Origin of the sequence: Citrobacter sp. MGH105 (assembly GCF_001037485.2) — a bacterium.
In the GTDB taxonomy this organism is placed as follows: Bacteria; Pseudomonadota; Gammaproteobacteria; order Enterobacterales; family Enterobacteriaceae; genus Citrobacter; species Citrobacter portucalensis.
Genome location: NZ_CP073048.1, coordinates 3,263,518 through 3,288,821, shown reverse-complemented (window position 1 = coordinate 3,288,821; position 25,304 = coordinate 3,263,518). Strand labels below are relative to the sequence as shown.

General features: G+C 51.1%; 25 protein-coding genes. 13 read left to right on the top strand and 12 right to left on the bottom strand.

Annotated features, from left to right (window positions below; all coding sequences use genetic code 11):
• Window positions 1-65 precede the first annotated feature (65 nt).
• The 6 genes from rlmKL (at window position 66) to rmf (ending at window position 7,992) form a co-directional block, all read left to right on the top strand.
• Window positions 66-2,174: a bifunctional 23S rRNA (guanine(2069)-N(7))-methyltransferase RlmK/23S rRNA (guanine(2445)-N(2))-methyltransferase RlmL gene (rlmKL, locus tag SK35_RS15935; RefSeq protein WP_048214509.1), complete on the top strand. Its 2,109-nt coding sequence runs from the start codon at window positions 66-68 to the stop codon at window positions 2,172-2,174.
• A 12-nt stretch (window positions 2,175-2,186) separates the two neighbouring features.
• Entirely contained in the window at window positions 2,187-4,094 is a 1,908-nt protein-coding gene (locus tag SK35_RS15930; RefSeq protein WP_048214508.1) for an ABC transporter ATP-binding protein, read from the top strand.
• A gap of 15 nt (window positions 4,095-4,109) precedes the next feature.
• On the top strand, window positions 4,110-5,363 hold the full coding sequence (gene pqiA, locus SK35_RS15925) for a membrane integrity-associated transporter subunit PqiA (RefSeq protein ID WP_032942902.1): 1,254 nt from the start codon (window positions 4,110-4,112) through the stop codon (window positions 5,361-5,363).
• A gap of 4 nt (window positions 5,364-5,367) precedes the next feature.
• A complete protein-coding gene (gene pqiB, locus SK35_RS15920; RefSeq protein WP_020996511.1) occupies window positions 5,368-7,008 on the top strand; it encodes an intermembrane transport protein PqiB in 1,641 nt (546 codons plus the stop codon).
• The gene (pqiC, locus tag SK35_RS15915) at window positions 7,005-7,568 is read left to right on the top strand and encodes a membrane integrity-associated transporter subunit PqiC (RefSeq protein ID WP_048214507.1); all 564 of its coding nucleotides are present in this window, start codon (window positions 7,005-7,007) and stop codon (window positions 7,566-7,568) included. The genes pqiB and pqiC overlap by 4 nt, the downstream gene beginning before the upstream one ends.
• Window positions 7,569-7,824: 256 nt before the next feature.
• Entirely contained in the window at window positions 7,825-7,992 is a 168-nt protein-coding gene (gene rmf, locus SK35_RS15910; protein WP_003035871.1) for a ribosome modulation factor, read from the top strand.
• A 107-nt stretch (window positions 7,993-8,099) separates the two neighbouring features.
• Here rmf and fabA read toward each other — a convergent pair whose 3' ends face one another.
• On the bottom strand, window positions 8,100-8,618 hold the full coding sequence (gene fabA / locus SK35_RS15905) for a bifunctional 3-hydroxydecanoyl-ACP dehydratase/trans-2-decenoyl-ACP isomerase (RefSeq protein WP_048216335.1): 519 nt from the start codon (window positions 8,616-8,618) through the stop codon (window positions 8,100-8,102).
• 68 nt (window positions 8,619-8,686) lie between these two features.
• The gene (locus tag SK35_RS15900) at window positions 8,687-10,447 is read right to left on the bottom strand and encodes an AAA family ATPase (RefSeq protein WP_048214506.1); all 1,761 of its coding nucleotides are present in this window, start codon (window positions 10,445-10,447) and stop codon (window positions 8,687-8,689) included.
• A gap of 185 nt (window positions 10,448-10,632) precedes the next feature.
• Here SK35_RS15900 and matP point away from each other — a divergent pair, with 185 nt between their 5' ends.
• Window positions 10,633-11,085, top strand: coding sequence for a macrodomain Ter protein MatP (gene matP / locus SK35_RS15895; RefSeq protein ID WP_032942905.1), 453 nt, complete (start codon window positions 10,633-10,635; stop codon window positions 11,083-11,085).
• 88 nt (window positions 11,086-11,173) lie between these two features.
• On the opposite strand, the gene ompA is transcribed toward matP, so the two are convergent.
• Both ompA and sulA read right to left on the bottom strand, forming a co-directional pair.
• Entirely contained in the window at window positions 11,174-12,232 is a 1,059-nt protein-coding gene (gene ompA, locus SK35_RS15890) for a porin OmpA (RefSeq protein WP_048214505.1), read from the bottom strand.
• Window positions 12,233-12,589: 357 nt separating this feature from the next.
• Complete coding sequence (gene sulA / locus SK35_RS15885) at window positions 12,590-13,099, bottom strand: SOS-induced cell division inhibitor SulA (RefSeq protein WP_008784287.1); 510 nt, start codon at window positions 13,097-13,099, stop codon at window positions 12,590-12,592.
• A 218-nt stretch (window positions 13,100-13,317) separates the two neighbouring features.
• Between sulA and SK35_RS15880 the strand changes: the two genes are divergently transcribed.
• Complete coding sequence (locus SK35_RS15880) at window positions 13,318-13,932, top strand: TfoX/Sxy family DNA transformation protein (RefSeq protein ID WP_003831996.1); 615 nt, start codon at window positions 13,318-13,320, stop codon at window positions 13,930-13,932.
• Here the strand turns inward: SK35_RS15880 and yccS are convergent.
• Window positions 13,910-16,063, bottom strand: a complete 2,154-nt coding sequence (gene yccS / locus SK35_RS15875; RefSeq protein WP_003831997.1) for a YccS family putative transporter — start codon at window positions 16,061-16,063, stop codon at window positions 13,910-13,912. The genes SK35_RS15880 and yccS overlap by 23 nt on opposite strands.
• A gap of 18 nt (window positions 16,064-16,081) precedes the next feature.
• Window positions 16,082-16,528 carry a YccF domain-containing protein gene (locus SK35_RS15870; protein ID WP_003831998.1) on the bottom strand — a complete coding sequence of 149 codons (447 nt, stop codon included), beginning with the start codon at window positions 16,526-16,528 and terminating at the stop codon, window positions 16,082-16,084.
• Window positions 16,529-16,653: 125 nt separating this feature from the next.
• Between SK35_RS15870 and helD the strand changes: the two genes are divergently transcribed.
• Entirely contained in the window at window positions 16,654-18,708 is a 2,055-nt protein-coding gene (helD, locus tag SK35_RS15865) for a DNA helicase IV (protein WP_048214504.1), read from the top strand.
• A 32-nt stretch (window positions 18,709-18,740) separates the two neighbouring features.
• On the opposite strand, the gene mgsA is transcribed toward helD, so the two are convergent.
• Together mgsA and csgI are read right to left on the bottom strand one after the other, a co-directional pair.
• A complete protein-coding gene (mgsA, locus tag SK35_RS15860; RefSeq protein WP_003035897.1) occupies window positions 18,741-19,199 on the bottom strand; it encodes a methylglyoxal synthase in 459 nt (152 codons plus the stop codon).
• Window positions 19,200-19,292: 93 nt separating this feature from the next.
• Entirely contained in the window at window positions 19,293-19,955 is a 663-nt protein-coding gene (gene csgI / locus SK35_RS15855; RefSeq protein WP_008784291.1) for a curli synthesis inhibitor, read from the bottom strand.
• 172 nt (window positions 19,956-20,127) lie between these two features.
• On the opposite strand from csgI, the gene SK35_RS15850 reads away from it, so the two are divergent.
• Window positions 20,128-20,541 (top strand): CoA-binding protein, encoded by a 414-nt coding sequence (locus SK35_RS15850; protein ID WP_048214503.1) that lies wholly within the window; start codon window positions 20,128-20,130, stop codon window positions 20,539-20,541.
• Between the two features lie 67 nt (window positions 20,542-20,608).
• Here SK35_RS15850 and hspQ read toward each other — a convergent pair whose 3' ends face one another.
• On the bottom strand, window positions 20,609-20,926 hold the full coding sequence (hspQ, locus tag SK35_RS15845) for a heat shock protein HspQ (RefSeq protein ID WP_003035905.1): 318 nt from the start codon (window positions 20,924-20,926) through the stop codon (window positions 20,609-20,611).
• A gap of 57 nt (window positions 20,927-20,983) precedes the next feature.
• Window positions 20,984-22,195 (bottom strand): 23S rRNA (cytosine(1962)-C(5))-methyltransferase RlmI, encoded by a 1,212-nt coding sequence (gene rlmI / locus SK35_RS15840; RefSeq protein ID WP_048214502.1) that lies wholly within the window; start codon window positions 22,193-22,195, stop codon window positions 20,984-20,986.
• Window positions 22,196-22,409: 214 nt separating this feature from the next.
• Between rlmI and SK35_RS15835 the strand changes: the two genes are divergently transcribed.
• From SK35_RS15835 to yccX, 3 genes are read left to right on the top strand one after another with little or no spacing between them, the layout of a single operon-like run.
• Window positions 22,410-22,961 carry a YbhB/YbcL family Raf kinase inhibitor-like protein gene (locus tag SK35_RS15835; protein ID WP_048214501.1) on the top strand — a complete coding sequence of 184 codons (552 nt, stop codon included), beginning with the start codon at window positions 22,410-22,412 and terminating at the stop codon, window positions 22,959-22,961.
• 13 nt (window positions 22,962-22,974) lie between these two features.
• Window positions 22,975-23,763 (top strand): AraC family transcriptional regulator, encoded by a 789-nt coding sequence (locus SK35_RS15830; protein WP_048214500.1) that lies wholly within the window; start codon window positions 22,975-22,977, stop codon window positions 23,761-23,763.
• A 46-nt stretch (window positions 23,764-23,809) separates the two neighbouring features.
• Window positions 23,810-24,091, top strand: coding sequence for an acylphosphatase (gene yccX, locus SK35_RS15825; protein WP_048214499.1), 282 nt, complete (start codon window positions 23,810-23,812; stop codon window positions 24,089-24,091).
• On the opposite strand, the gene tusE is transcribed toward yccX, so the two are convergent.
• Both tusE and yccA read right to left on the bottom strand, forming a co-directional pair.
• Window positions 24,088-24,417, bottom strand: a complete 330-nt coding sequence (tusE, locus tag SK35_RS15820; RefSeq protein ID WP_008784296.1) for a sulfurtransferase TusE — start codon at window positions 24,415-24,417, stop codon at window positions 24,088-24,090. The two genes, yccX and tusE, sit on opposite strands and share 4 nt — an antisense overlap.
• An 88-nt stretch (window positions 24,418-24,505) precedes the next feature.
• Window positions 24,506-25,165 carry an FtsH protease modulator YccA gene (yccA, locus tag SK35_RS15815; RefSeq protein WP_008784297.1) on the bottom strand — a complete coding sequence of 220 codons (660 nt, stop codon included), beginning with the start codon at window positions 25,163-25,165 and terminating at the stop codon, window positions 24,506-24,508.
• Window positions 25,166-25,304: the final 139 nt, after the last annotated feature.

The window sequence follows — 25,304 nt, the reverse complement described above, 5'->3', positions numbered from 1 at the left end:
CTTTATGACATACAGCCCATATTAGCTATAATGCGCAGCAATTTTCTTGGAGTAAAAGTGACATTATGAATTCTCTGTTTGCCAGTACGGCCCGCGGGCTGGAAGAGCTGTTAAAAACTGAACTGGAAAACCTCGGCGCGCTGGAGTGTCAGGTCGTTCAGGGTGGGGTCCATTTTAAGGGCGACACGCGGCTTGTTTACCAGAGCCTGATGTGGAGCCGCCTGGCCTCGCGCATTATCCTGCCGATGGGAGAGTGCAAGGTCTACAGCGATCTTGATCTGTACCTCGGCGTTCAGGCAATCGACTGGACAGAGATATTTAACCCTGGTGCTACGTTTGCCGTCCATTTTAGCGGACTGAACGAGACCATTCGTAACAGCCAGTACGGCGCGCTGAAGGTCAAGGATGCGATTGTCGATGCCTTTACCCGCAAAAATATGCCGCGTCCGAATGTGGATCGTGAATCCCCGGATCTGCGCATCAACGTCTGGTTGAACAAAGATACTGCCAGCATTGCGCTCGATCTGAGCGGTGACGGTTTGCATCAGCGTGGTTATCGCGATCGCACGGGTCAGGCACCGATTAAAGAGACGCTGGCCGCCGCTATTGTTATGCGTTCTGGCTGGCAGCCGGGAACCCCGTTACTCGATCCGATGTGTGGTTCCGGCACGCTGCTGATTGAAGCGGCAATGTGGGCGACCGATCGCGCGCCGGGTCTGCACCGTGGATACTGGGGCTTCAGCGGTTGGGCGCAACACGACGAAGCCGTCTGGCAAGAAGTTAAAGCCGAAGCGCAGGTGCGTGCTCGTAAGGGACTGGCTGACTATACCTCGCATTTTTATGGATCCGATAGCGATGCGCGCGTGATTGAAAAAGCGCGTAGTAATGCTCGCCGCGCCGGTATCGCCGATCTGATGACGTTTGACGTGAAAGATGTCGCCAAACTGAGCAATCCGCTGCCGAAAGGACCGTATGGGACAGTTATCAGTAACCCGCCTTACGGCGAACGTCTGGATAGCGAACCGGCGCTGATTGCCCTGCACAGCCTGCTGGGCCGTACGATGAAAAACCAGTTTGGCGGCTGGAATTTGTCGCTGTTCAGCGCCTCGCCGGATCTGCTCAGCAGCCTGCAATTACGTGCCGACAAGCAGTTCAAAGCGAAAAACGGCCCGCTGGATTGTGTGCAGAAGAATTATCACGTTGCAGAGACCACTGCGGACAGCAAGCCTGCCACGGTAGCGGAAGATTATGCCAACCGCCTGCGCAAGAATATTAAGAAGCTGGAAAAATGGGCGCGTCAGGAAGGCATTGAATGCTATCGCCTGTATGACGCTGACCTGCCGGAATACAACGTTGCAGTAGATCGTTACGGTGATTGGGTCGTGGTTCAGGAATACGCACCGCCGAAGACGGTCGATGCGCAAAAAGCACGTCAACGCTTGTTCGACATCATTGCCGCCACGCTGTCAGTATTGGAAATCGCGCCAAACAAACTGGTGCTGAAAACCCGTGAGCGTCAGAAAGGCAAGAATCAGTATCAGAAGATGAATGAGAAGGGGGAATTCATTGAGGTAAGCGAGTACAACGCGCGCCTGTGGGTTAACCTGACTGACTACCTTGATACGGGTTTATTCCTCGATCACCGTATTGCGCGCCGTATGTTGGGGCAGATGAGTAAAGGTAAGGACTTCCTCAACCTGTTTTCCTACACCGGTAGCGCCAGCGTACATGCAGGATTGGGCGGTGCGCGTAGCACCACGACGGTCGATATGTCGCGTACCTATCTGGAATGGGCGGAACGTAACCTGCGCCTGAATGGCCTGAGCGGTCGCGCTCACCGTTTAATTCAGGCCGATTGCCTGGGCTGGCTGCGTGATGCGAATGAACAGTTTGATCTGATTTTCATCGATCCGCCGACGTTCTCTAACTCAAAACGTATGGAAGATTCGTTTGATGTGCAGCGCGATCATCTGGCGCTGATGAAAGATCTGAAACGTCTGCTGCGTAAAGACGGCACGATCATGTTCTCCAACAACAAACGTGGGTTCCGTATGGATCTCGACGGTTTGGCTGAACTGGGATTGAAAGCACAAGAAATTACCCAAAAAACGCTTTCCCAGGATTTTGCCCGTAACCGTCAGATCCACAATTGCTGGCTGATTACCACAGCCTGAAAGGATAAATAAATGTCATTGATCAGTATGCATGGTGCATGGCTGTCGTTCAGCGATGCGCCGCTTCTTGATAATGCAGAACTGCATATCGAAGATAACGAACGCGTCTGTCTGGTTGGCCGTAATGGCGCAGGTAAATCGACGCTGATGAAGATCCTGAACCGTGAGCAGGGGCTTGACGACGGGCGTATCATTTATGAGCAGGATCTGGTTGTGGCGCGTCTGCAACAGGATCCGCCGCGTAATGTTGAGGGCAGCGTGTATGATTTCGTTGCCGAGGGTATCGAAGAGCAGGCCGAGTATCTGAAGCGTTATCACGATATTTCGCGTCTGGTGATGACTGATCCGAGCGACAGAAATCTGAATGAGATGGCGCGGGTTCAGGAAATGCTCGATCATCACAATCTGTGGCAGCTCGAAAGCCGTATTAATGAAGTGCTGGAGCAGTTGGGGCTGGATCCAAACGCCGCACTTTCTTCGCTTTCTGGCGGTTGGCTGCGTAAAGCGGCGCTGGGCCGCGCGTTAGTGAGCAATCCGCGTGTATTGCTGCTGGATGAGCCAACGAACCACCTGGATATTGAAACTATCGACTGGCTGGAAGGGTTCCTGAAATCTTTCAATGGGACAATCATCTTCATTTCCCACGACCGTTCATTTATACGCAATATGGCGACGCGTATCGTCGACCTCGATCGTGGCAAGCTGGTGACTTATCCGGGGAATTACGATCAGTATCTGCTGGAAAAAGAAGAAGCGCTGCGCGTAGAAGAGTTACAAAATGCAGAGTTTGACCGCAAGCTGGCGCAGGAAGAGGTCTGGATCCGTCAGGGGATCAAAGCGCGTCGTACCCGTAATGAAGGCCGCGTGCGCGCACTGAAAGCCATGCGTCGCGAGCGTGGCGAACGCCGCGAAGTGATGGGCACGGCGAAGATGCAGGTCGAAGAGGCGAGCCGTTCAGGCAAGATTGTTTTCGAAATGGAGAACGTGGATTACCAGGTTGATGGAAAGCAGCTGGTAAAAGATTTCTCCGCACAGGTACAACGTAGCGACAAAATTGCGCTAATCGGACCGAACGGCTGCGGCAAAACAACGCTGCTGAAGCTGATGTTAGGCCAGCTTCAGGCTGACAGTGGACGCATTCACGTCGGCACCAAGCTGGAAGTGGCCTATTTCGATCAGCACCGCGCCGAACTGGATCCAGATAAAACCGTGATGGACAACCTGGCTGAAGGTAAGCAAGAGGTGATGGTTAACGGTAAACCTCGCCATGTGCTGGGTTATCTGCAGGACTTCCTGTTCCATCCGAAACGCGCGATGACGCCAGTGCGAGCGCTCTCTGGTGGGGAACGAAATCGCCTGCTGTTGGCGCGTCTTTTTCTGAAACCCAGCAATCTTTTGATTCTCGATGAACCAACGAACGATCTTGACGTCGAAACGCTGGAACTGCTTGAAGAACTAATTGATAGCTATCAGGGGACTGTACTGCTGGTAAGCCACGACCGTCAGTTTGTGGATAATACTGTAACTGAATGCTGGATCTTCGAAGGCGGCGGTAAAATTGGTCGTTATGTCGGTGGTTATCATGACGCGCGCAGCCAGCAATCTCAGTATGTGGCGTTTAAACAACCGGTCGCGAAAAAAACAGAGGAAGCTGTTGCTCCTAAAGCAGAAATTGTCAAACGTGTCACGAGCAAACTAAGCTATAAACTGCAGCGCGAACTGGAGCAGCTCCCCGCTCAGCTTGAAGAACTGGAAGCTAAACTGGAAAGACTACAAGCTCAGGTTGCTGACGCCGCTTTTTTCAGTCAGCCACATGAGCAAACACAGCAGGTATTAGCTAATCTGAACGAAGCGGAACAAGAACTTGAGCAAGCCTTTGAGCGCTGGGAGTATCTTGAGTCTTTGAAGAACGGCGCATAATTTAAAGGAGCACATATGTGCGAACATCACCATGCCGCGAAGCATATTTTGTGCTCGCAGTGTGACATGCTGGTGGCGTTACCTCGCCTTGAGCATGGTCAGAAAGCGGCATGTCCACGATGTGGCACTACGTTAACGGTTGAGTGGGACGCGCCGCGGCAGCGTCCTACCGCCTATGTTTTAGCAGCATTGTTCATGCTGCTTCTGTCAAATCTCTTCCCCTTTGTGAATATGAACGTTGCAGGGGTGAGCAGCGAAGTGACGTTGCTGGAGATCCCCAGCGTTCTCTTTTCTGAAGACTACGCCAGTCTCGGCACCTTCTTTTTATTATTCGTGCAGTTGGTTCCCGCGTTTTGCCTGCTGACTATCCTGCTACTGGTGAATCGGGTGCAGATGCCCGCCAGACTTAAGGCGGGTCTTGCACGCGTCCTGTTCCAGTTAAAAAGCTGGGGGATGGCGGAAATCTTCCTTGCCGGCGTGCTGGTCAGCTTCGTTAAGCTTATGGCTTACGGCGATATCGGCGTGGGCAGCAGCTTTATTCCGTGGTGCTTCTTTTGCGTTTTGCAACTGCGCGCATTCCAGTGCGTTGACCGTCGCTGGCTGTGGGATGATATTGCGCCAATGCCAGTGATTAAGCAGGAGTTAAAACCTGGCGTGCCCGGCATTCGACAGGGACTGCGTTCCTGCTCTTGCTGCACCGCGATTCTTCCCGCTGATGAACGGGTGTGTCCGCGCTGCCAGACGAAAGGCTATGTGCGGCGTAAAAACAGTCTGCAATGGACGTTGGCATTACTGTTCACGTCGATCATGCTTTATCTTCCTGCCAATATTTTGCCGATTATGATTACCGATCTGCTCGGGTCAAAGCTGCCATCAACGATACTTGAGGGGGTGGTTTTAATCTGGAGCGAAGGCTCTTATCCGGTGGCTGCGGTTATTTTTATCGCCAGTATTATGGTGCCGACGTTGAAAATGATCGCCATTGCCTGGCTATGTTGGGATGCCAAAGGGCACGGCAAACGCGACAGCGAACGTATGCACCTGATTTATGAAGTTGTGGAATTTGTCGGTCGCTGGTCAATGATCGACGTCTTTGTGATTGCGGTACTCTCTGCGCTGGTACGCATGGGAGGGTTAATGAACATTTATCCTGCAATGGGTGCTTTGATGTTTGCTTTAGTCGTCATTATGACAATGTTTTCTGCGATGACATTTGATCCGCGTCTGTCGTGGGACCGTGAACCAGAACCAGGCCATGAGGAGTCCTGACAGCATGGAATCTAAAAGTGGGGAAGCCAAAGTGCAAAAGGTAAAAAACTGGTCGCCCGTGTGGATATTCCCTATCGTCACTGCACTCATTGGCGCGTGGGTACTGTTTTATCACTACAGTCATCAGGGGCCACAGGTCACGCTGATTACCACCAATGCCGAAGGTATTGAAGGGGGCAAAACGACGATTAAGAGCCGCAGCGTGGATGTCGGTATCGTCGAGAGCGCAACCCTGACTGATGATTTGACCCATGTGGAGATTAAAGCGCGTCTTAACTCCGGAATGGAAAAGCTGCTGCATAAAGATTCTGTCTTTTGGGTGGTGAAGCCGCAGGTTGGACGTGAAGGTATCAGTGGGCTCGGCACGTTATTGTCCGGGGCTTATATTGAACTGCAGCCCGGCAATAAAGGCAGTAAGCTGGAAAATTACCAACTGCTGGATTCACCGCCGCTGGCTCCGCCAGATGCAAAAGGGATCCGTGTGATTCTGGACAGTAAAAAAGCCGGTCAGTTGAGCCCAGGCGATCCGGTGCTTTTCCGCGGCTATCGTGTGGGCTCGGTTGAAACCAGCACGTTTGATGCGCAAAAGCGTACGATCAGCTATCAGCTTTTCATCAATGCGCCTAACGATCGTCTGGTGACCAGCAATGTACGTTTCTGGAAAGACAGCGGGATCGCCGTAGATCTTACCTCAGCAGGTATGCGCGTAGAAATGGGATCGCTCTCCACGCTGTTTGGCGGTGGTGTAAGTTTTGATGTGCCCGAAGGACTGGAACAAGGTCAACCGGTTGAGCAGCAGGCCTCATTTAACCTCTATGACGATCAAAAAAGTATTCAGGATTCCCTGTATACCGATCATATTGATTACCTGATGTTCTTTAAAGATTCGATTCGTGGCCTACAGCCTGGTGCACCGCTGGAATTCCGTGGCATCCGCTTGGGTACGGTGAGTAAAGTACCTTTCTTCTCACCGAATATGCGTCAGGTATTTAACAATGATTACCGTATTCCGGTGCTGGTGCGTATTGAACCAGAACGTCTGAAGGCACAGCTGGGAGAAGATACCGATGTTGGCGCTCATTTGGAGCAACTGCTTAAACGCGGATTACGAGGATCGCTCAAAACCGGGAACCTGGTGACCGGCGCGCTGTATGTCGATCTCGACTTCTACCCGAAAGAGCCGCCGATTACCGGTGTACGCGAATTCAATGGTTATCAAATTATTCCGACCGTGAGCGGTGGTCTGGCGCAGATCCAACAGCGTCTGATGGAAGCGTTGGATAAGATTAACAATCTGCCGCTGAACCCGATGATTGAGCAGGCAACCAATACGCTGTCGGAAAGCCAACGCACGATGAAACATCTGCAAACCACGCTAGATAACATGAACAAGATCACGTCCAGCCAGTCGATGCAGGATCTGCCGGCGGATATGCAGAACACGCTACGTGAACTGAATCGTAGTATGCAGGGCTTCCAGCCTGGTTCCGCGGCCTACAACAAGATGGTGGCGGATATGCAGCGTCTTGATCAGGTACTGCGTGAACTGCAACCGGTACTGAAAACGTTGAACGATAAGAGTAATGCGCTGGTATTTGAAGCGAAGGACAAAAAAGATCCAGAGCCGAAGAGGGCGAAACAATGAAAAAGTGGCTAGTGGTGATGATGGCGGTCTGGCTGACGTCATGCAGCTCCAGCGGAGAAAATAAAAGCTATTATCAGCTCCCTATCGCACAAGGCGGAGTGCAGAGCTCCGCCAATCAGGGAAACCGTCTGCTGTGGGTTGAACAGATTGCGGTACCTGATTATCTGGCCGGTAATGGGGTGGTTTACCAGACCAGCGATGTGCAATATGTGATAGCCAATAATAATCTCTGGGCCAGCCCATTAGATCAGCAATTGCGTAATACTCTGGTTGCGAACCTCAGTATGCAGTTGCCTGGCTGGGTTGTCGCTTCACAGCCGCTGGGAAGCACTCAGGATACGCTGAACGTGACCGTAACCGGCTTCCACGGTCGGTACGATGGTAAGGTTATTGTGAGCGGTGAATGGTTGCTGAATCATCAGGGACAATTGATCAAACGCCCGTTCCACATCGAAGTTGTGCAGACGAAAGACGGCTACGATGAGATGGTGAAGGTTCTTGCCAACGCCTGGAGTCAGGAAGCAACGGCCATTGCTCAAGAGCTGAAACGCATCCCTTAAGCTTAAATAATTGTAAATTATGCCGCCCCTGGTTCATTGCCCGGGGCGGTTTTTTTTATTTTTTTAGCCGTGGAGATAGCTGTTCTGACTGACTATTTTTGTACAAATGATTTAGCGAGTAGCTCACAAATATGACACTGGCGTGAATTTTGCGCATTGACGAGCCTGATGTTTAGGGGTATTCGTTTAGTGTGATTGCACACTTAGTAATCACTGTTTTCTTTTCCACCAGACCCAAAAATGAGGGAAACGAGGCATGAAGAGACAAAAACGAGATCGCCTGGAACGGGCACATCAACGTGGATATCAGGCCGGCATTGCCGGACGCTCAAAAGAAATGTGTCCCTATCAGACGCTGAATCAGAGGTCATACTGGCTGGGAGGCTGGCGAGAAGCCATGGGGGATAGGGTTTTAATGGCCTGATTCTGTCTCTTTAGATAAAAGAAACCTCCGCAGAGCGGAGGTTTCGCCTTTTTGCATGCCAGATAAGACGTAGGAACGTTTATGTCTGGCTGCTACGCAGTCCTGGATTAGAACGCGGAAGTGTCCTGGAACAGACCCACTTTCAGATCGTTTGCAGTGTAGATCAGACGACCATCAACCAGCACTTCACCATCAGCCAGGCCCATGATCAGGCGGCGGTTAACGATACGTTTGAAGTGAATGCGGTAAGTGACTTTCTTCGCGGTCGGCAGAACCTGGCCGGTGAATTTAACTTCGCCTACGCCCAGCGCACGGCCTTTACCTTCGCCGCCCAGCCAGCCGAGATAGAATCCAACCAGTTGCCACATGGCGTCGAGACCCAGGCAGCCCGGCATCACCGGATCGCCGATAAAGTGACAACCGAAGAACCACAGGTCCGGGTTGATATCCAGTTCAGCTTCAACATAACCTTTATCAAAGTTGCCGCCGTTTTCGGTCATCTTGATGACACGGTCCATCATCAGCATGCTTGGTGCTGGCAGTTGTGGCCCTTTAGCGCCAAACAGCTCACCGCGACCAGAGGCAAGAAGGTCTTCTTTCGTATAGGATTCGCGTTTATCTACCATGTTCTCTGTAAGCCTTATTTTATTGAAGCACGCAGGATAGCTAACACGTGTACGCTGAACAAGTCCGATCAGTTCGGAATAATCCAGTTCAGCCAACGTAGCGGCCATGGGAAACGGTGACGACCTTCCTGTTGCGTTGCCGTGGCAATACGTTCCTGAATGGTTTGCATCAGCGTTGTCTGGCCTTCGCCATCCCACACCAGATTTAACAACAGTGGCAGCGCATCGGTCACGTCGTCCACCGCCCAGATAGTGAATTTTTCTTCTTCTATGGCCTGTAGCAGCGCAGGCTGCAGGCTGAGGTGTCTGACGTTAGCCGAAGGAATGATGACGCCCTGTGTGCCTGTCAGCTCGCGCTGCTGGCAGATGGCGAAGAAACCTTCAATTTTCTCATTCAGACCACCGACAGGTTGTGCCCGACCAAACTGATCGACAGAACCTGTAATGGCGATACTTTGATTAACAGGAACGTCGGCGAGGGCGCTAATCAATGCGCACAGTTCTGCCATAGACGCGCTGTCACCGTCCACTTCACTGTAAGATTGCTCAAAGGTCAGCGAGGCAGAGAAGGGGATTTGTTGCTCCAACTGGAGTTCCGACATCAGGAACGCCTGCATAATCATCATACCCTTGGCATGAATATTTCCGCCAAGCTCGGCTTTGCGCTCAATATCCGTAAACTCGCCGTCGCCAATATGCACGACGCAACTGATACGAGAAGGCTCGCCAAATGCGCGTGGGTGGCCTGGAAACTCAATCACCGACAAGGCGTTGATCTGGCCAATACGCTCGCCTTCTGTCTCGATAAGGATCTGCTCTTGCAGAATTTCATCCTGCATGCGTTCAGCCAGGAATCCCTCACGCCATTCGCGCTGAGCGAGCATCAGGCTGAACTGTTCAGCATTACAGGTTTCGCCCTCGCATAACGGAGCCACCTCTTTGAACTGTCGGGTGATCCACAGCGGGTTAAGCGGCAATGTATCCTGTTCACCGGTATAGCGAACGGCTTCACGGATCAGAACCTGCCAGGCATCGGGAGCGGGGTAAGGCAAATTATTGCGCATGGCAGTATGCGTGACCCATTGACACCACTGCGTCATGGCTTCAGCATCCACTATCTGCAGATTATCTTCAAACTCGCTGTAAATGGCCTGCTCAGCCAGCTCTGGTTCCATGTCCTGGAAATCCGCCAGCGATTCACGCTCACCCACTAAAATCACTTTCAGTTTAAGCGGCATAGGCGGAACGGAGACAGGCAGCGGGCGAGACTCATCAAAAGCTACCCAGTCAAAACGCTCGTGGCTGACAATGGCTTTCAGGCGCATCCACAACAGGGGTTGGGCCAACAGCGTGCGCAATGAGATAACCAGCACACCCCCATTGGCCAGATGTACCAGACCTGGCTGCAGCGTAATTTCGCCATTGAACTGACGCAGACAGCCAAACAGTTGTTCGGCTTCGGCCCAGTCAGCGCTGACCACCTGCGTCAACGTCGCAAAATTGTCTTCCGCTTTCTCAGCTGTACGATAACGAATAGTGTGACCGGAGATGTCGTAATGACCGCCAGTCAGGCTTCCTGCATCCGTGTGCAAGGGACGTGCAGCCTTTGCAATAAGGTTGAGATACTCAAGCTCTTCCGGTGCTTTTACCAACATGAACGAGGATGTTGTCCAGTGCTGAAGAAGCTGCTCTAGCGCGAATTGTAAACGTGGCTGAGTATCACTAAGTAAGGTGTCGGTGTCGTCAGTGACGTGCGGCTGTGCAAATACTTCCTGATAACTGTCGGTATCAGGAACCAGATCACGCCATGCAAGTTTCGTAATGGTCAAAGTTGATGTTTTTTAGTCTGTTGTAAAAAACGAGATTATACCGTAACCCTCACCACTAAACACCTGGAAAGCACCGTGAAACGGTTGTGATGACACGCGACAGTTCACAGGCTGGATATTCTTTTCTTCAGATGCCGAAAAAGCTGATATTCTGATAAGAGTTACACGGTAACATTGAGATCGCAATGAAATATCAACAACTTGAAAACCTTGAAAGCGGCTGGAAATGGAAGTATCTGGTGAAGAAGCATCGTGAGGGGGAATTAATCACCCGTTACGTCGAGGCCAGCGCTGCCAAAGAAGCCGTTGATTTATTGCTAACCCTCGAAAATGAACCGGTGCGGGTCAATAGCTGGATTGAAGAACACATGAATCCGGCGCTGCTTAATCGTATGAAACAAACCATACGTGCCAGGCGCAAGCGGCACTTTAATGCTGAGCATCAGCATACCCGGAAGAAATCCATCGATCTGGAATTTATGGTCTGGCAGCGTCTGGCTGGTCTTGCGCAGCGGCGCGGAAAAACGCTTTCTGAAACTATTGTGCAGCTAATTGAAGACGCAGAGCATAAAGAGAAGTACGCGAACAAAATGTCGACATTGAAACAGGATTTACAGGCGTTGCTGGGGAAAGAGTAGCGGTCGGCTGGTTTAATGCGTGGCTTACTTTGGATGAAAACAGATGAAAAAAAACCCCGCATAGCGGGGTTTTTTATAAGACGATAACTTAAGCCTGAGGCTGAGTTACAACGTCTTTGATGCCTTTAACTTCGATCTCAACACGACGATCCGGAGCCAGGCAGTCGATCAGTGCAGCGCGAGCTTTCACGTTGTCACAGGTGTTGCCAGTAACTGGGTTGGATTCACCCATGCCACGTGCAGAGATTTTGTCAGAAGGAATACCTTTAGAGATCAGGTAATCAACAACGGACTGAGCACGTTTCTCGGACAGACCCTGGTTGTAAGCGTCAGAACCGATACGGTCAGTGAAGCCCAGAACTACTACGGAACCGTCTTTCGGATCCAGGTTGCTCAGCTGGCTGTACATCTGATCCAGAGCCTGCTGGCCTTCTGGTTTCAGAGTTGCTTTGTTGAAGTTGAACAGAACGTCAGACTTCAGAGTGAAGTGCTTGGTCTGTACTTCTGGAGCCGGAGCCGGAGCAACAACTACTGGAGCTGCTTCTTCCTGCTGGCCGAAACGGTAAGAAACACCAACGCTCAACAGACCGTTATCCGGACGACCGCCAACGGTGTTCGCGTCACCGATGTTGTTGGTCCACTGGTATTCCAGACGGGTAGCGATTTCAGGAGTAATTGCATACTCTACGCCACCAGCGAATACTGGGGATACACCAGTGTCGTGGTCTTTGAAGTTAGTGTTGTTTTTAGCGTCTGCACGCCAAACCATACCACCCAGACGGGTATAAACGTCCAGATCGTCAGTGATTGGGTAACCCAGTTTAGCGGTCAGCTGAACGCCCTGAGCTTTGAAAGCGCCGTTGTTGTGAGTCGAGTCGTTGTAGCCTTTGTACGGCATACGGCCCAACCAGTCGTAACCCATTTCAAAACCAACGTACGGGTTAACCTGATAACCACCGAACGCACCGGCACCCAGTTGGCTTTCGTGGGTAGGACCGGCGTTGTTGATCTGGTTGTTGCCAATATCATGGTACTGAGACCAGCCCATTTTAGCACCAGCGTACCAGGTGTTATCTTTCGGAGCGGCCTGCGCCACGGTAGCGAAACCAGCCAGTGCCACTGCAATTGCGATAGCTGTCTTTTTCATTTTTTGCGCCTCGTTATCATCCAAAATTCGCCATGAATATCTCCGAAGAGAGATAACACGGTTAAATCCTTCACCCGGGGACCAGTTCAATAGTTACTCTACCGATATCTGCGGCTTACGCCGAGCACCCCTGGCGATGTAAAGTCTACAACGTAGTTGAAAACTTACAAGTGTGAAGTCCGTCAGGCATATGAAAAAAAAAGGCTTGTATACACAATATTTAACATTTATAGCTGAATAAATGTACTGAGGATATCCTGAAAACCGCTTCTGACAGGCGTTCAGACGAAAAACACATTACTGCTCAAAGGCAAATTGAGAGATGAAAAAAAATTCCAGGATAAATCCTAATTTTACTCAATGATACAAATTCGAGTGAATTTTTAGCCCAGAATGCTGTCTCCCCGCAAGTGTCTGAGCGCGAACCGGACGCATGATAAATCCCATCGCATTACCTTCATCAGCCGCTTTGACAAGTTCGGCATGTTCATCTTCCGTTAATTCTTCCGCCAGCCAGCCAATAACGACGCTGTAATTACCCGTGCGCAGCGCACGAATCATCGATTCCAGCGTATTGCAGGGGGAGAGCTGACTAATTTGCATGACTTTCGTCAATGGAAGTCCAGCTGACTGCACCCACTCCCGGCTTAATTTTTGCTGAGGCGTCAGCCACAGCTGCCAGCGAGATTGTTGCCCCAACTGTTGCAGCAGGGGAAGCAGCAGCAGTTGTGTCATCATGGGCTGGTCCTCGCGATAGACCACTTCACTGATAAGCCCAGCGGTTGCGTTCTCTGATGAAACGCGCGCAATGTTGCTTGATGTGGAAGAGAACGACGAAGAACGATTTGCATAGCCTGAAGTGTACATAATCAATCCAGCCCTGTGAGTTACTGTATGAATATACAGTAACTCTGCCTTCAACAAAGATCAACCTTATTTTCGGAAACAGGTTCGCAATTTTTAGTCGTCGTCATGGGAAAAATAAAATTCATCTTGCCCCATACGCATAAGTTGCCTATTTTCGTCATTAACGGATCCGCTACTGAAAAATCATTTGCTTACGTTATGATTTAAAAAGGATTTTTATGAAAGAGCTTTCTTATGCAAGGATCTATAAATCGCAGGAATATCTGGCTTCTCTGGGGACAATTCACTATCGCTCACTGTTTGGTGGCTACAGTCTGACGGTTGGCGATACGGTCTTTGCCATGGTCGCCAATGGTGAGCTGTATCTTCGCGCCTGTGAGCAGAGCGCCCAGTATTGTGTACAAAATTCTCCTGTCTGGCTGACATTTATTAAGCGCGGACGTCCTCTTGTACTTAATTATTACCAGGTGAACGATGCCCTGTGGCAAAACCAGCAGCAGCTGGTGTCGTTATCGCGATATTCATTGGATGCAGCGGTTAAGGAAAAACAGAGTCGCTTTGCCCAGCATCGTCTGCGGGAATTGCCGAATATGACGTTTCATCTGGAGACTCTGTTGAATGAAGCTGGAATTAAAGATGAGGGGACTATGCGGTCGTTAGGAGCACAAATGTGCTGGCTGAAACTTAGGCAAAATAATCCGGCTCTGACGGTAAAAGTACTCTATGCCCTTGAAGGCGCGGTAGGGGGGATACATGAAGCCGCGCTCCCGGCGACGCGTCGCCAGGAGCTGGTTGAGTGGGTAAGTTCTCTTACGCCGGAACCGGGGTATTAGACGGCAGCACGTCAATTTGCTGCTGTAATCGCCGGATTTCCGGGAGCAGAGCAATCAATAACCCAACTTGCTGAACGACCAGAGGCTCTTTACTGTCCGGGCGTGGTTCCAGGTGCTGAATTCGCTGCTTCAGCCCTTCTAACGCCTGGTATACGCGTTGCTCGTCAGCGGGTTGATGGTGAAGGGCATCATCAACATAGCAAACAGCGTCATCCAGCAATGCCAAAACGTCTGGATTGGTCAACTGTTCGCGATGTGCGCCCAGCGCAGAAATATAGCTGGTAAACGTATGGTTGAGACACAGTAAACGGAACGCCGTTTCGCGGGTTTGGGCCGTGACATCAGGCTCGCTCGACATGTTTGACACCACGGAGGCGAGTTCAGCATCACGGTTATGCGCGTCACGGCGAGCGATACGGTAGGCCAGACGATTATCACGACCCTGATGATATTGTTCGAGAATTGCATCAAGGTAGCGGCAGTTAGCGTCAGTCGCCCGTTCAATTACCCGTGGTAGGTTACGAAAACGCCAGTCTGGCCAGATGAAACTGACAGCAGCCCAGGCGATAGCACAGCCAATTAGCGTATCGATGACACGCGGCAGCGCAACCTCAAAACCTTCGCCGAGCAGGTTAAAGCACAGTAACACCAGCAGCGTGATAAACATGGTGGCGTGTGCATACTGGACGTTGCGAAAGGCAAAAAACAGTACACCAGTGATCACCAGGAGTATCAGCTGCCCTTCGAGAGAGGGCACAAACCACAGGATCGGTAAACCAATGGCAATCCCAACCAACGTGCCGATAATCCTGAGCGCCAGGCGATGTCGGGTGGCGTTGTAGTTTGGCTGACAGACAAACAGGCTGGTCAGCAAGATCCAGTATCCGTGATTCATGCCGGTTATCTGGATAATGGCATAACCAACACAGAGCACTAACGACATGCGAACGGCATGGCGAAATAGAGCAGACTCAGGGGTGAAATTACGGCTCAGACGTAACCAGATATCACTGAATCCATGGGGACTGTCATCGGCAAGCTGATTTTCAGACTCATTGCGCGAGAGTACCTGAGCCTGTTCAGACTCTATGGTAGCAAGCTGCGCGTCGATTGCCCGTAGGTTTGACAGTAAAAAACCCAGCGTATTGAGCAGGTCGGCAGGTTCACCACTGGCACGCATGCGCTCAAGTGCGGCATCTATATGGGTGAAGGCGCGCTCAAAGTGCGGATCGTGCTGGTAAGGCGTGCGCAATAAAATACAGCGAGATAATTGTGAACAGGCTTGCCCTTGCATCGACATCAACCGCTGGAAACGGAACATCACATCGCTGTGACGGAAATGATCGCGTAGCGTTTGATACTGAATGTGTGAAGAGCTTGCGCGTTCATGAATATCCTGCGCCACAAAATAGTAATGTAGCGTGCGACGTGTTCCCCGTTGTCCACGGTCACCGCGCAGGCGGGTCAGCAGCGATACTTTAGTCTGATTCAGCGTTGCCATCAGTTGGCCATTCGCGAGAGCTAAATCATACAACGGTGCCTGGCTTTCATCTTCTATGTCGGGGTCAAAAAGACGCGATTTCAGTTCCAGGTAGTGCGCTAACTGTTCGTAGCTGCGTGCCAGATTGTCCTGTAAGGGGCGGATGGGGAACAGAAGATGTCCGGTGAGCGTCAGCAGGTTATACCAGATAGCGCCAGCGAGCAGCAGGATGGGTTGTTGATACCACTGATCGTAAAGCGAGGTGCCCAGCATCGTGTAAATGGCGATCAGCAATGCACCAAAAGCAATAGTTGCATAGCGCTGACCTAATCCCCCCAGCAGAATAAAGCCGCTGGTGGAAAGCGTTAAACCAATAGCAAACAGCCATGGCCATGGGAAGAGCAGTTCAACGGAGGCTGAGGCAATAAAAAAGCACACCAGTGTGATGATTAAATTGCGCAATCGGCCTGCGAGACGATCGTCCAGATCGGTAAGTGCGGCAGCGACCATACCTAGCGTGAGTGGGATAGTCAGCTTGACGTCACCCAGCCACCAGGGTAGCGCCGTTGTGCCGCATAGCGCGATAAAAATCCGCACGTAGTACAGCCATGTGCTGTTCCAGGTATAGCGTTTGAGCAGAGGACTTAACATAAAGGCCATCGGTCCTGATTATTCAAAACGACGACGTGCATTGGCTTCCCGCGCTGCACGGGCAACTTCTACTGAAACCACCCGGCGACCCACCGGCCAGAGCGCAATGGCAGCGATTTTAAAGTTCGCAATGCCAACCGGAATACCAATAATCGTTATGCACTGGGCAATACCAGAGATAATGTGCATCAGGCACAACCACCAGCCGAAGAAAATCAGCCAGAAAATATTGAGCACGGTGCCGCCGGTATTTAACAGGACGCTTTTACCGGCCGGATTCAGTTCATCGACATGAATCGCTTCGTTACCATAGGGAAACAGCGAAAGTCGGGTTATCTCCCAGCATGAACGGGTCAAGGGTAAAGTAAAAATAAGCACGACACTGACCAGCGTTGCCAGTAACCAGGCCAGGGTGGTGGCGAACCCCCCAAGCACAAAATTTAAAATATTCAGAACAGTACGCATAAACCCTCGGTTAACTCTGGTTTTCTGTGAATTCGGCAATTGTAACGTTTTTTTGGGCTGGAGCACGTTTTCTCTGGCGGTTACACTGATAAGCAAACCTCTTCGTGTGGATCCGCTTGAGTCTTATGGAACTGAAAGCAACTTCTCTTGGAAAACGTCTGGCACAACACCCTTACGATCGGGCCGTTATTCTCAATGCCGGGATTAAAGTTTCCGGCGATCGTCACGAGTATCTTATTCCCTTCAATCAGTTACTGGCTATTCATTGCAAACGCGGCCTGGTATGGGGCGAGCTGGAGTTTGTACTCCCGGATGAGAAGGTGGTTCGTCTTCACGGTACAGAGTGGGCGGAAACCCAGCGCTTCCATCATCATTTGAATGCGCTCTGGCAACAGTGGAGCCAGGAAATGAGTGACGTTGCTGCGGGGGTTTTACAGCAGCAATTGGATGCGATAGAAGCGCGTACTAGTGAAAGTAAATGGCTGACGCGCGAACAAACGTCAGGGCTGCAGCAGCAGATTCGCCGTGCCTATGCCGCGTTACCGCTCCCGGTTAATCGGCTGGAGGAATTTGAAAATTGCCGGGGGGCGTTACGTCAATGCCAGGCATGGTTGAAAGACATTGAAGCCTGCCGCTTACAGCACAATCAGGCGTACACCGATGCAATGCTGGAAGAGTATGCCGAGTTTTTCCAGCATATTGAATCTTCGCCGTTGAACCCTGCTCAGGCGCGCGCGGTGGTGAATGGTGAGCAATCATTGTTGGTACTTGCAGGTGCTGGAAGCGGTAAAACATCTGTGTTGGTTGCTCGGGCTGGTTGGTTGCTTGCACGAGGAGAAGCTGCACCAGAACAAATCCTGTTGCTGGCGTTTGGACGCAAAGCAGCCCAGGAGATGGATGACCGCATCCGTGAGCGTCTGCATACGGATGAGGTCACCGCACGGACGTTCCATTCACTCGCGTTGCACATTATTTCGCAAGGTAGCAAAAAAGTTCCAACGGTGAGCAAGCTTGAAAATGATGCTATCGCGCGCAACAAACTCTTTATAACAACCTGGCGTCAGCAGTGCAGTGAGAAAAAGGCTCAGGCTAAAGGTTGGCGACAATGGTTAGAAGAAGAAATGCAGTGGTCTGTACCCGAAGGTAACTTCTGGGATGACGAAAAATTACAGCGCCGTCTGGCTTCCCGGTTGGATCGCTGGGTTAGTTTGATGCGTATGCATGGCGGAGCACAGGCGGAGATGATTGCTAATGCTCCGGAGGAGATCCGTGATCTGTTCAGTAAACGCATAAAGCTAATGGCGCCGCTGCTCAAGGCCTGGAAGAGTGCCCTGAAGGATGAGAATGCCGTCGATTTCTCCGGGTTGATCCATCAGGCTATTGTCATTCTGGAGAAGGGGCGGTTTATCAGTCCGTGGAAACATATTCTGGTCGATGAATTTCAGGATATTTCCCCTCAGCGCGCCGCCCTGTTAGCCGCCTTGCGTAAGCAAAACTCGCAGACCACGCTGTTTGCCGTGGGAGATGACTGGCAGGCCATTTACCGGTTCAGCGGAGCACAGCTTTCTCTGACAACCGCATTCCAGCAAAATTTTGGTGAGGGCGATAGCTGTAATCTGGATACGACTTACCGTTTTAATAGCCGTATTGGCGAAGTCGCAAACCAGTTTATCCAACAAAACCCACACCAGCTCACAAAACCGCTGAACAGTCTGGCGACCGGTGATAAAAAAGCCGTCACGTTGCTCGACGAAAGCCAGTTAGATCTGTTGCTGGATAAGCTGTCGGGTTTTGTAAAAGCCGAAGAGAGAATTCTGGTGCTGGCGCGATACCATCATCTCAAACCTGCCAGCCTGGACAAAGCGGCCACCCGCTGGCCCAAGCTGCAGTTGGATTTTATGACTATTCATGCCAGCAAAGGGCAGCAGGCGGATTACGTCATTGTTATGGGGCTTCATGAAGGGAATGACGGTTTCCCGGCTCCGGCCCGCGAGTCGATTATGGAGGAGGCGTTACTCCCGGCTGTTGAAGATTTTCCTGATGCAGAAGAGAGACGGTTGCTGTATGTGGCGCTAACGCGTGCGCGGCATCGGGTATGGCTACTGTTTAGCAAAGACGCGCCATCATGCTTTGTTGATGAGCTTAAGCAATTAGACGTTCCGGTGACCCGGAAACCCTGAAAAGCAGGCGGCAGTTGCCGCCTGCTTAGCGTTTATTTGAGGCGTTCTGCAAGATAACGGGCGTAATCCGGGATCAGGATATCTGTTGCGTCGTTGAAGTTTGGCGACTGGATAATAAAATCAGCCGTTGACACGTTGGTGGCGACTGGAATGTTCCAGACCGTGGCCAGGCGTAGCAGGGCTTTGACATCAGGATCGTGGGGAACGGCGTTGAGCGGATCCCAGAAGAAAATCAGCACATCAATTTTCCCTTCTGAAATCAGCGCACCCACCTGCTGGTCACCCCCCATTGGGCCGCTCAGCATGGCGTTGACGTCCATTCCTGTCGCGCGTTGAATTAAGTTTCCTGTTGTTCCTGTTGCATACAGAACGTGTTTTTCCAGTAATGGCTGGTGGCGTTCAACCCAGCTCATCAACATCTTTTTGCAGTGATCGTGTGCGACCAACGCAATATGTTTCTGCGCTGGCAATGTGCGAGTCGTTAATTCCATAGTACAGCTCCCAAGTTAACCTTGTTACAGAGTACTGGAAGCACTTGACGCTGCAAGAGAAAGACAAAAAAAATGCGTATACGAACATAAATGTCACGATGGGGGTTGTTTCTCCGCCCATTGTAAGAAGTTACTTCGCGTTTGTGCGTCAGCCTGTTGAAACCAATATTTTAAGCGCTGCTCGGTCAGTGTTTGCGACTGAGGCGGCACGCGATCCAGTTCAGACACTCCGGAAAGCAGCGAACTGTCATCGGCCATCATCGTGGCAAATTGTGGTAAAGAAGCATGCTTAGCCGCTTTGTTATAGCGCTCTGTTTCCATTTCATAATCTACGATTTTTGCGGTGGACGTGATTGACAGAATATCCAGCTTAACCGGTATAGGCATGGAGTCCCCATCCAGCAGTTCTACGCGCGGGGCATCATCAAAATGCGTTGCATCCCGCTCGTTGCTCAGGCGTGGGAGGTGGAAATTAACCTGACTGACGAGTTGGGTATCAAAGCTGATGACCAACGGAGGCGAAATATACAGACGTTCTTCGTGGCTGGACAGGCGAATGGTTTTTTCTACGCGAAACACGAGCTGGTGCCGACCATTTTCCAGCTCAATACTGTCGGCACCACGCAGTAATGAGCTGGAGACTTTTTTTCCGTCCAGTACCAGAAGGTCAATATCATTGGACAGACGTAAAGAGGTAGCAAAAACGGTTGCCGGCAAACATAGGGCAATCAAGGCTGTCACAATGCCGGCTTTCATAGGTTTCTCCTGTCCAGAAAATATCTCTATAAGATGTATCTAAATTTTTCGATAATCATGTTTACTAACATATAGACATATTTTTGAGTTTAGCTCTCATGCGCCAGTATGGGATGAATGGTTGCAAAGTCAGGTTTGTCGTACACTTTGCTAAACAGCCTGGAGGAAAACGATGAAAGAGACCGATATTGCTGGCATTTTGACAACGACCCGTACGATTGCGCTGGTGGGGGCAAGCGATAAACCCGATCGTCCAAGCTATCGGGTGATGAAATATTTACTCGATCAGGGCTATCACGTTATTCCTGTTTCACCGAAGGTTGCCGGAAAAACGCTGCTGGGGCAGCAGGGTTATGCGACGCTGGCAGATGTACCAGAGAAAGTGGATATGGTAGATGTCTTCCGTAATTCTGAAGCGGCGTGGGGTGTTGCTCAGGAGGCAATTGCCATCGGAGCGAAGACGCTATGGATGCAGCTCGGCGTGATTAACGAGCATGCAGCCGTGCTGGCTCGCGATGCAGGGATGACGGTGGTGATGGATCGCTGCCCGGCGATTGAGATCCCGCGGTTGGGACTGGCGAAGTAAGGCTGATCTGTAGCCGAACAAAACGCACAGGCCCGATTAGCGAATCGCCATCGGGCCTGTGTTAGCATCAATTGCGCAGGCGCGGGGCCTGAAGCTGTTTTCGAATTGTTCGCGCCAGTTCATCCATCGACGGTTGTTCCGGATGTTCTTCCTGTAGCTCACTACTCAGCTGTGCTTCGGCCAGATACGTATGCACTGGCAGACCATTATCGTCTTCCATCACCACGTGATACCAGGGAGCGGCGCGAAGTTCGTCGTTAACCGCCAACTCATCGGCTGACGGTTGATCAAGCGAATATTCCGGGTCGATATCCACGACCACTCCGAGGTAACCTAACAGGGAATGGCGGACCTGCTGGCCGATACCGAATTTGCTGGCAATCATAGTCACCTCCCGGGAAATAGATACCCTTTATGTAAGGGTAATATTCCACTTTTCAAGTTACATGATGCGACAGGCAAACCCTTTCAGATACAGCCCTTCCGGGTAGGTAGCGATCACCGGGTGATCGGCGGCCTGACGGAACTGCTCTATAAATTGTACATCACGACCAGCATCTATTGCGGCATCAGCGATGATTTTCTGAAATAAATCGGTGGTCATTAGCCCAGAGCAGGAGAAAGTCAGCAGCACACCGCCCGGATTGAGCAACTGAATAGCCAGCATATTGATGTCCTTATAGCCGCGGCAGGCTCCCATCAACTGGCTTTTGTTTTCGACAAATTTCGGCGGATCCATCACGATGACGTCGAATTTCTCACCACGATCGCGATAAGCACGCAGAAGTTTGAACACATCATCACGCACGAACTCAGCTTTGCTCGGATCCAGCTTGTTCAGTTCCACGTTCTGGCGGGCAATATCGAGCGCTTCCTGAGAAGTGTCAACGCTGACGACCTGACGGCATCCGCCCATTAATGCTGAGACCGCAAAGCCGCCGGTATAAGAGAAACAGTTCAGCACACGCTGATTTTCCACATAACGACGCGTGGCCAGGCGGCTGTCGCGTTGATCGAGGTAATAGCCGGTTTTGTGACCATGCTGAATATCAACCAGCAGCTTCATTCCGTGCTCTTCAATCGGCAGCAGGGCTGGCGGAAGCTCACCCGTTACTGGCCCTTGAGTCAGCTCCATACCTTCTTTTTTACGTACGGCCACATCGCTACGGTCATAAATGGCGCAGCCCGGGAAAACAATTTGCAGAGCGCTAATCAGCGCGGCGCGTTGGTATTCAGCCCCCGCACTGAGCAACTGCAACACCAGGAAGTTGCCGAAGCGGTCAATGGTGATGCCCGGCAGGCCATCGGATTCTCCGGCGATCAGACGGTAACTGTCCAGACCGTCTTTTTTCGCCAGCCAGTCACGCCATGTTTGCGCTTGTTGTAGACGACGGGTGAAGAAATCAATATCGATGGACTCAGACTTGTCGAATGTCCAGACGCGTGCACGGATCTGCGACGCGGGTGAGTACGCGCCGCGTGCTAACCATTTACCCTGATGGTCAACAATATCGATGGTCTCACCGAGGTTGGCTTTACCTTCCATACGTGCGACAGCACCGGAAAATACCCACGGATGGCGGCGCAGTAATGATTTTTCGCGCCCTTTGGCTAACACTAAACGAGGATAATGTGGAATTGTAGATTCAGTCATGCGGAGCAACCTCTCACAAACAGTGACGCGGGCTGGAGTAAAGTACCAACCTGAAACCATTAAAATAAAATGGCGCGTAGAGTAGCACAGATGGTGAGGTCAATCATCAGGGTATGGCGTTGAGCGTTTCGGCACAAAACTCAATCACAGAGGCACAGTTTCTTTTATGCCCACCGTTTACATTGCTATTTCTTAATCAGAAAAAGGAAATGCAATGAAAGCTGTCTACTTTCTGGCTACCGCCGCCATTGTTGCGTTGAGTTTTAATACCTCTGCCGCCTCGACGTTTCGCCTCAACAGCACCGACATACCCGCTAACCTGAAGTTAACGCAAAAACAGGTGTTTAAGGGATTTGGCTGCAGTGGCGACAATATCTCCCCGCAACTGAGCTGGCAAAATCCGCCAGTTGATGCCAAAAGTTTTGCCATTACGCTGTTTGATCCTGATGCGCCAACGGGAAGCGGCTGGTGGCACTGGACCGTCGTAAATATTCCTGCTCAGATCCACATTCTTCCTGGCGGGGCCAGCATGGATAAGTTACCCGCTGGAGCAGTTCAGGGACGCAATGATTTCGGTTATGCTGGATTCGGTGGCGCCTGTCCACCGCCGGGCGATAAACCTCATCGCTATCAGTTTACCGTGTGGGCGTTAAATACAGACGAGTTGCCAATTGACAGTAACGCCAGCGGTGCCCTAGTCGGTTTTATGCTGAACAGCCACGTGATTGCTAAAGCTGAATTAACCGCCACTTACGCAAGAAAATAAAGAGGATACTCTGGTGCAGGATGTACATTTTCGCCATAACAACCTTACCACCGCTGAGGTGCGTTCCGGCCATCTGCACCACTTGCATCGGGTTAAACTGTTTTCTGCTGCTATTTGCCATATTACGCAGGGAAGTAAGGTCATTATTCAGGATGAAAATCGTCTGGTTGCAGGACTGGGTGAGCTGATTATCATCCCGGCGAATACGCCTCTGGAGATTATTAATCAGCCGGAACAGGGAGCATTTCGCTCGGATTTGTTGTTGCTATCGACGAGCATCATTACCGCGTTTAAAAATAACTGGGTCGAGGATTTCCCTCCGGCAAAATTGACGTCGCTATGTACGCCAATGAGCAACGGACTGGCTTTTATGTGGGAAAGCCTGCTGGATGCAGTACGCCAGGACTTACCTGCAAAATTGCAGGAGCATCAGGCGATGGGATTATTGCTGGCGCTACTGCATGATGGCGTGGCAGGGCCTCTGCTTATCGAGCGACGGTTTAATCTTACTGAACAGGTGCGACAACTAATTATGTTATCCCCTGCTAAGCTATGGACAGCTCAGGAGATTGCTGGTCGCCTGTCTATCGGTACCTCGACGTTACGCAGACGATTACAGATGGAATCGCAGAGTTACCGGCAGATAGTCGAGGAGGTGCGAATGTCCTGTGCGCTCTCTCAACTACAGTCGACCACGCTGCCGATTGGCGAAATTGCGTTACGCTGTGGCTATCTGTCAGGTTCACGATTTACTGCAAGATTTCGCCAGCATTACGGATGTCTGCCGAAACAGGTGCGATGAGGCCTCGGTACCTGTTCCTTCATTTACGTTAATAAGGAGAACCGCAATGTCGAAAGTCTGCATAATCGCCTGGGTCTATGGCCGGGTTCAGGGGGTAGGATTTCGCTACACCACCCAGCATGAAGCACAACGGCTGGGGTTAACCGGCTACGCGAAGAATATGGATGACGGCAGCGTAGAGGTTGTCGCCTGCGGTGAAAGCGACCAGGTTGAACAACTGATGAAGTGGTTGAAAGCCGGGGGGCCGAGCAGCGCCAGGGTTGACCGGGTTCTTAGTGAACCACATCGTCCTGGCGACGAGCTAAAGGGATTTAGTATCCGCTATTAAATACATTTCACCGGTTTCGGCAGGCCGGCAATTTTAGTTGCCTGCTTGGCCGGACCTTTCGGGAACAGGCGGTAGAGATAACGGCTGTTGCCTTTCTCTTCGCCAAACTTGTTGGCCATCGCTTTTACCAGCATGCGGATAGCGGGGGAGGTATTAAACTCCAGATAAAACTCGCGGACAAAACGCACCACTTCCCAGTGTTCCGCGGAGAGCGTAATGCCTTCGTTTTCGGCGATTCTCTCCGCCAGCGCCTCGCTCCACAGCGTGGTATCTTTCAGATAGCCTTCGCTATCGGTACTGATTTCTTTACCTTCAAAGATCAACATAATTCGTCACTGCGTTAGTCAAACTGGCGGCAGTTTACCAAAAAAGAAAGCCCCGCATAAGCGGGGCTGGATAATGCGTGTGGACATCTTAATCGCGGCTGGCGAAGCCCAGAATACTCAGCAGGCTGACGAAGATGTTGTACAGCGAAACATACAGGCTAACGGTGGCACGAATATAGTTGGTTTCACCGCCGCGGATGATATTGCTGGTTTCAAACAGGATTGCGCCTGAAGAAATCAGAATGAACACCGCGCTGATTGCCAGATGTAATGCTGGCAGTTGCAGGAAGATATTGGCAACCATACCAATCAACACCACTACAACACCCGCCATCAGCATACCGCCGAGGAAGGACATATCTTTACGCGTGGTCAGCACATAGGCCGAGCAGCTGAAGAAGACCAGCGCCGTACCGCCCAGCGCCATGGCGATAACATCACCCATGCCTGCGGACAGGTATGTATTCAGCATCGGTCCCAAGATGTAGCCCAGGAAGCCAGTGAAAGCGAACGCTGACAAAATACCAACCGGTTTATCTGCCGTTTTGTAAGTCAGGAACATCAGGCCATACATACCCACCAGCGTCAGGATAAGTCCCGGAGAAGGTAACATCAGTACGGTACTGGCGGTCGCAGTGATCGCTGAAAACGCCAGCGTCAGGCTGAGCAGGAAATAGGTATTGCGCAGCACCTTATGCGTGCTGAGTAGCGATGTACGCTCGCGCGAAGAACTAATAATACGATCCATGAGTCACTCTCTTATGACAGATGTAATTAATGATGGAGGATAATGAAATCAAGGGGAATGACACAGCGGTTTTACCCATCTTTACGCATTTTAGCCCGCCAGACTTAAGCATATTATTTCAACAAAAGTTCCCGAATTA

Coding starts and splice junctions, on each gene's coding strand:
- rlmKL (WP_048214509.1), top strand. CDS start 66: ATGAATTCTCTGTTTGCCAGTACGGCCCGCGGGCTGGAAGAGCTGTTA.
- SK35_RS15930 (WP_048214508.1), top strand. CDS start 2,187: ATGTCATTGATCAGTATGCATGGTGCATGGCTGTCGTTCAGCGATGCG.
- pqiA (WP_032942902.1), top strand. CDS start 4,110: ATGTGCGAACATCACCATGCCGCGAAGCATATTTTGTGCTCGCAGTGT.
- pqiB (WP_020996511.1), top strand. CDS start 5,368: ATGGAATCTAAAAGTGGGGAAGCCAAAGTGCAAAAGGTAAAAAACTGG.
- pqiC (WP_048214507.1), top strand. CDS start 7,005: ATGAAAAAGTGGCTAGTGGTGATGATGGCGGTCTGGCTGACGTCATGC.
- rmf (WP_003035871.1), top strand. CDS start 7,825: ATGAAGAGACAAAAACGAGATCGCCTGGAACGGGCACATCAACGTGGA.
- fabA (WP_048216335.1), bottom strand. CDS start 8,618: ATGGTAGATAAACGCGAATCCTATACGAAAGAAGACCTTCTTGCCTCT.
- matP (WP_032942905.1), top strand. CDS start 10,633: ATGAAATATCAACAACTTGAAAACCTTGAAAGCGGCTGGAAATGGAAG.
- ompA (WP_048214505.1), bottom strand. CDS start 12,232: ATGAAAAAGACAGCTATCGCAATTGCAGTGGCACTGGCTGGTTTCGCT.
- sulA (WP_008784287.1), bottom strand. CDS start 13,099: ATGTACACTTCAGGCTATGCAAATCGTTCTTCGTCGTTCTCTTCCACA.
- SK35_RS15880 (WP_003831996.1), top strand. CDS start 13,318: ATGAAAGAGCTTTCTTATGCAAGGATCTATAAATCGCAGGAATATCTG.
- yccS (WP_003831997.1), bottom strand. CDS start 16,063: ATGTTAAGTCCTCTGCTCAAACGCTATACCTGGAACAGCACATGGCTG.
- SK35_RS15870 (WP_003831998.1), bottom strand. CDS start 16,528: ATGCGTACTGTTCTGAATATTTTAAATTTTGTGCTTGGGGGGTTCGCC.
- helD (WP_048214504.1), top strand. CDS start 16,654: ATGGAACTGAAAGCAACTTCTCTTGGAAAACGTCTGGCACAACACCCT.
- mgsA (WP_003035897.1), bottom strand. CDS start 19,199: ATGGAATTAACGACTCGCACATTGCCAGCGCAGAAACATATTGCGTTG.
- csgI (WP_008784291.1), bottom strand. CDS start 19,955: ATGAAAGCCGGCATTGTGACAGCCTTGATTGCCCTATGTTTGCCGGCA.
- SK35_RS15850 (WP_048214503.1), top strand. CDS start 20,128: ATGAAAGAGACCGATATTGCTGGCATTTTGACAACGACCCGTACGATT.
- hspQ (WP_003035905.1), bottom strand. CDS start 20,926: ATGATTGCCAGCAAATTCGGTATCGGCCAGCAGGTCCGCCATTCCCTG.
- rlmI (WP_048214502.1), bottom strand. CDS start 22,195: ATGACTGAATCTACAATTCCACATTATCCTCGTTTAGTGTTAGCCAAA.
- SK35_RS15835 (WP_048214501.1), top strand. CDS start 22,410: ATGAAAGCTGTCTACTTTCTGGCTACCGCCGCCATTGTTGCGTTGAGT.
- yccX (WP_048214499.1), top strand. CDS start 23,810: ATGTCGAAAGTCTGCATAATCGCCTGGGTCTATGGCCGGGTTCAGGGG.
- tusE (WP_008784296.1), bottom strand. CDS start 24,417: ATGTTGATCTTTGAAGGTAAAGAAATCAGTACCGATAGCGAAGGCTAT.
- yccA (WP_008784297.1), bottom strand. CDS start 25,165: ATGGATCGTATTATTAGTTCTTCGCGCGAGCGTACATCGCTACTCAGC.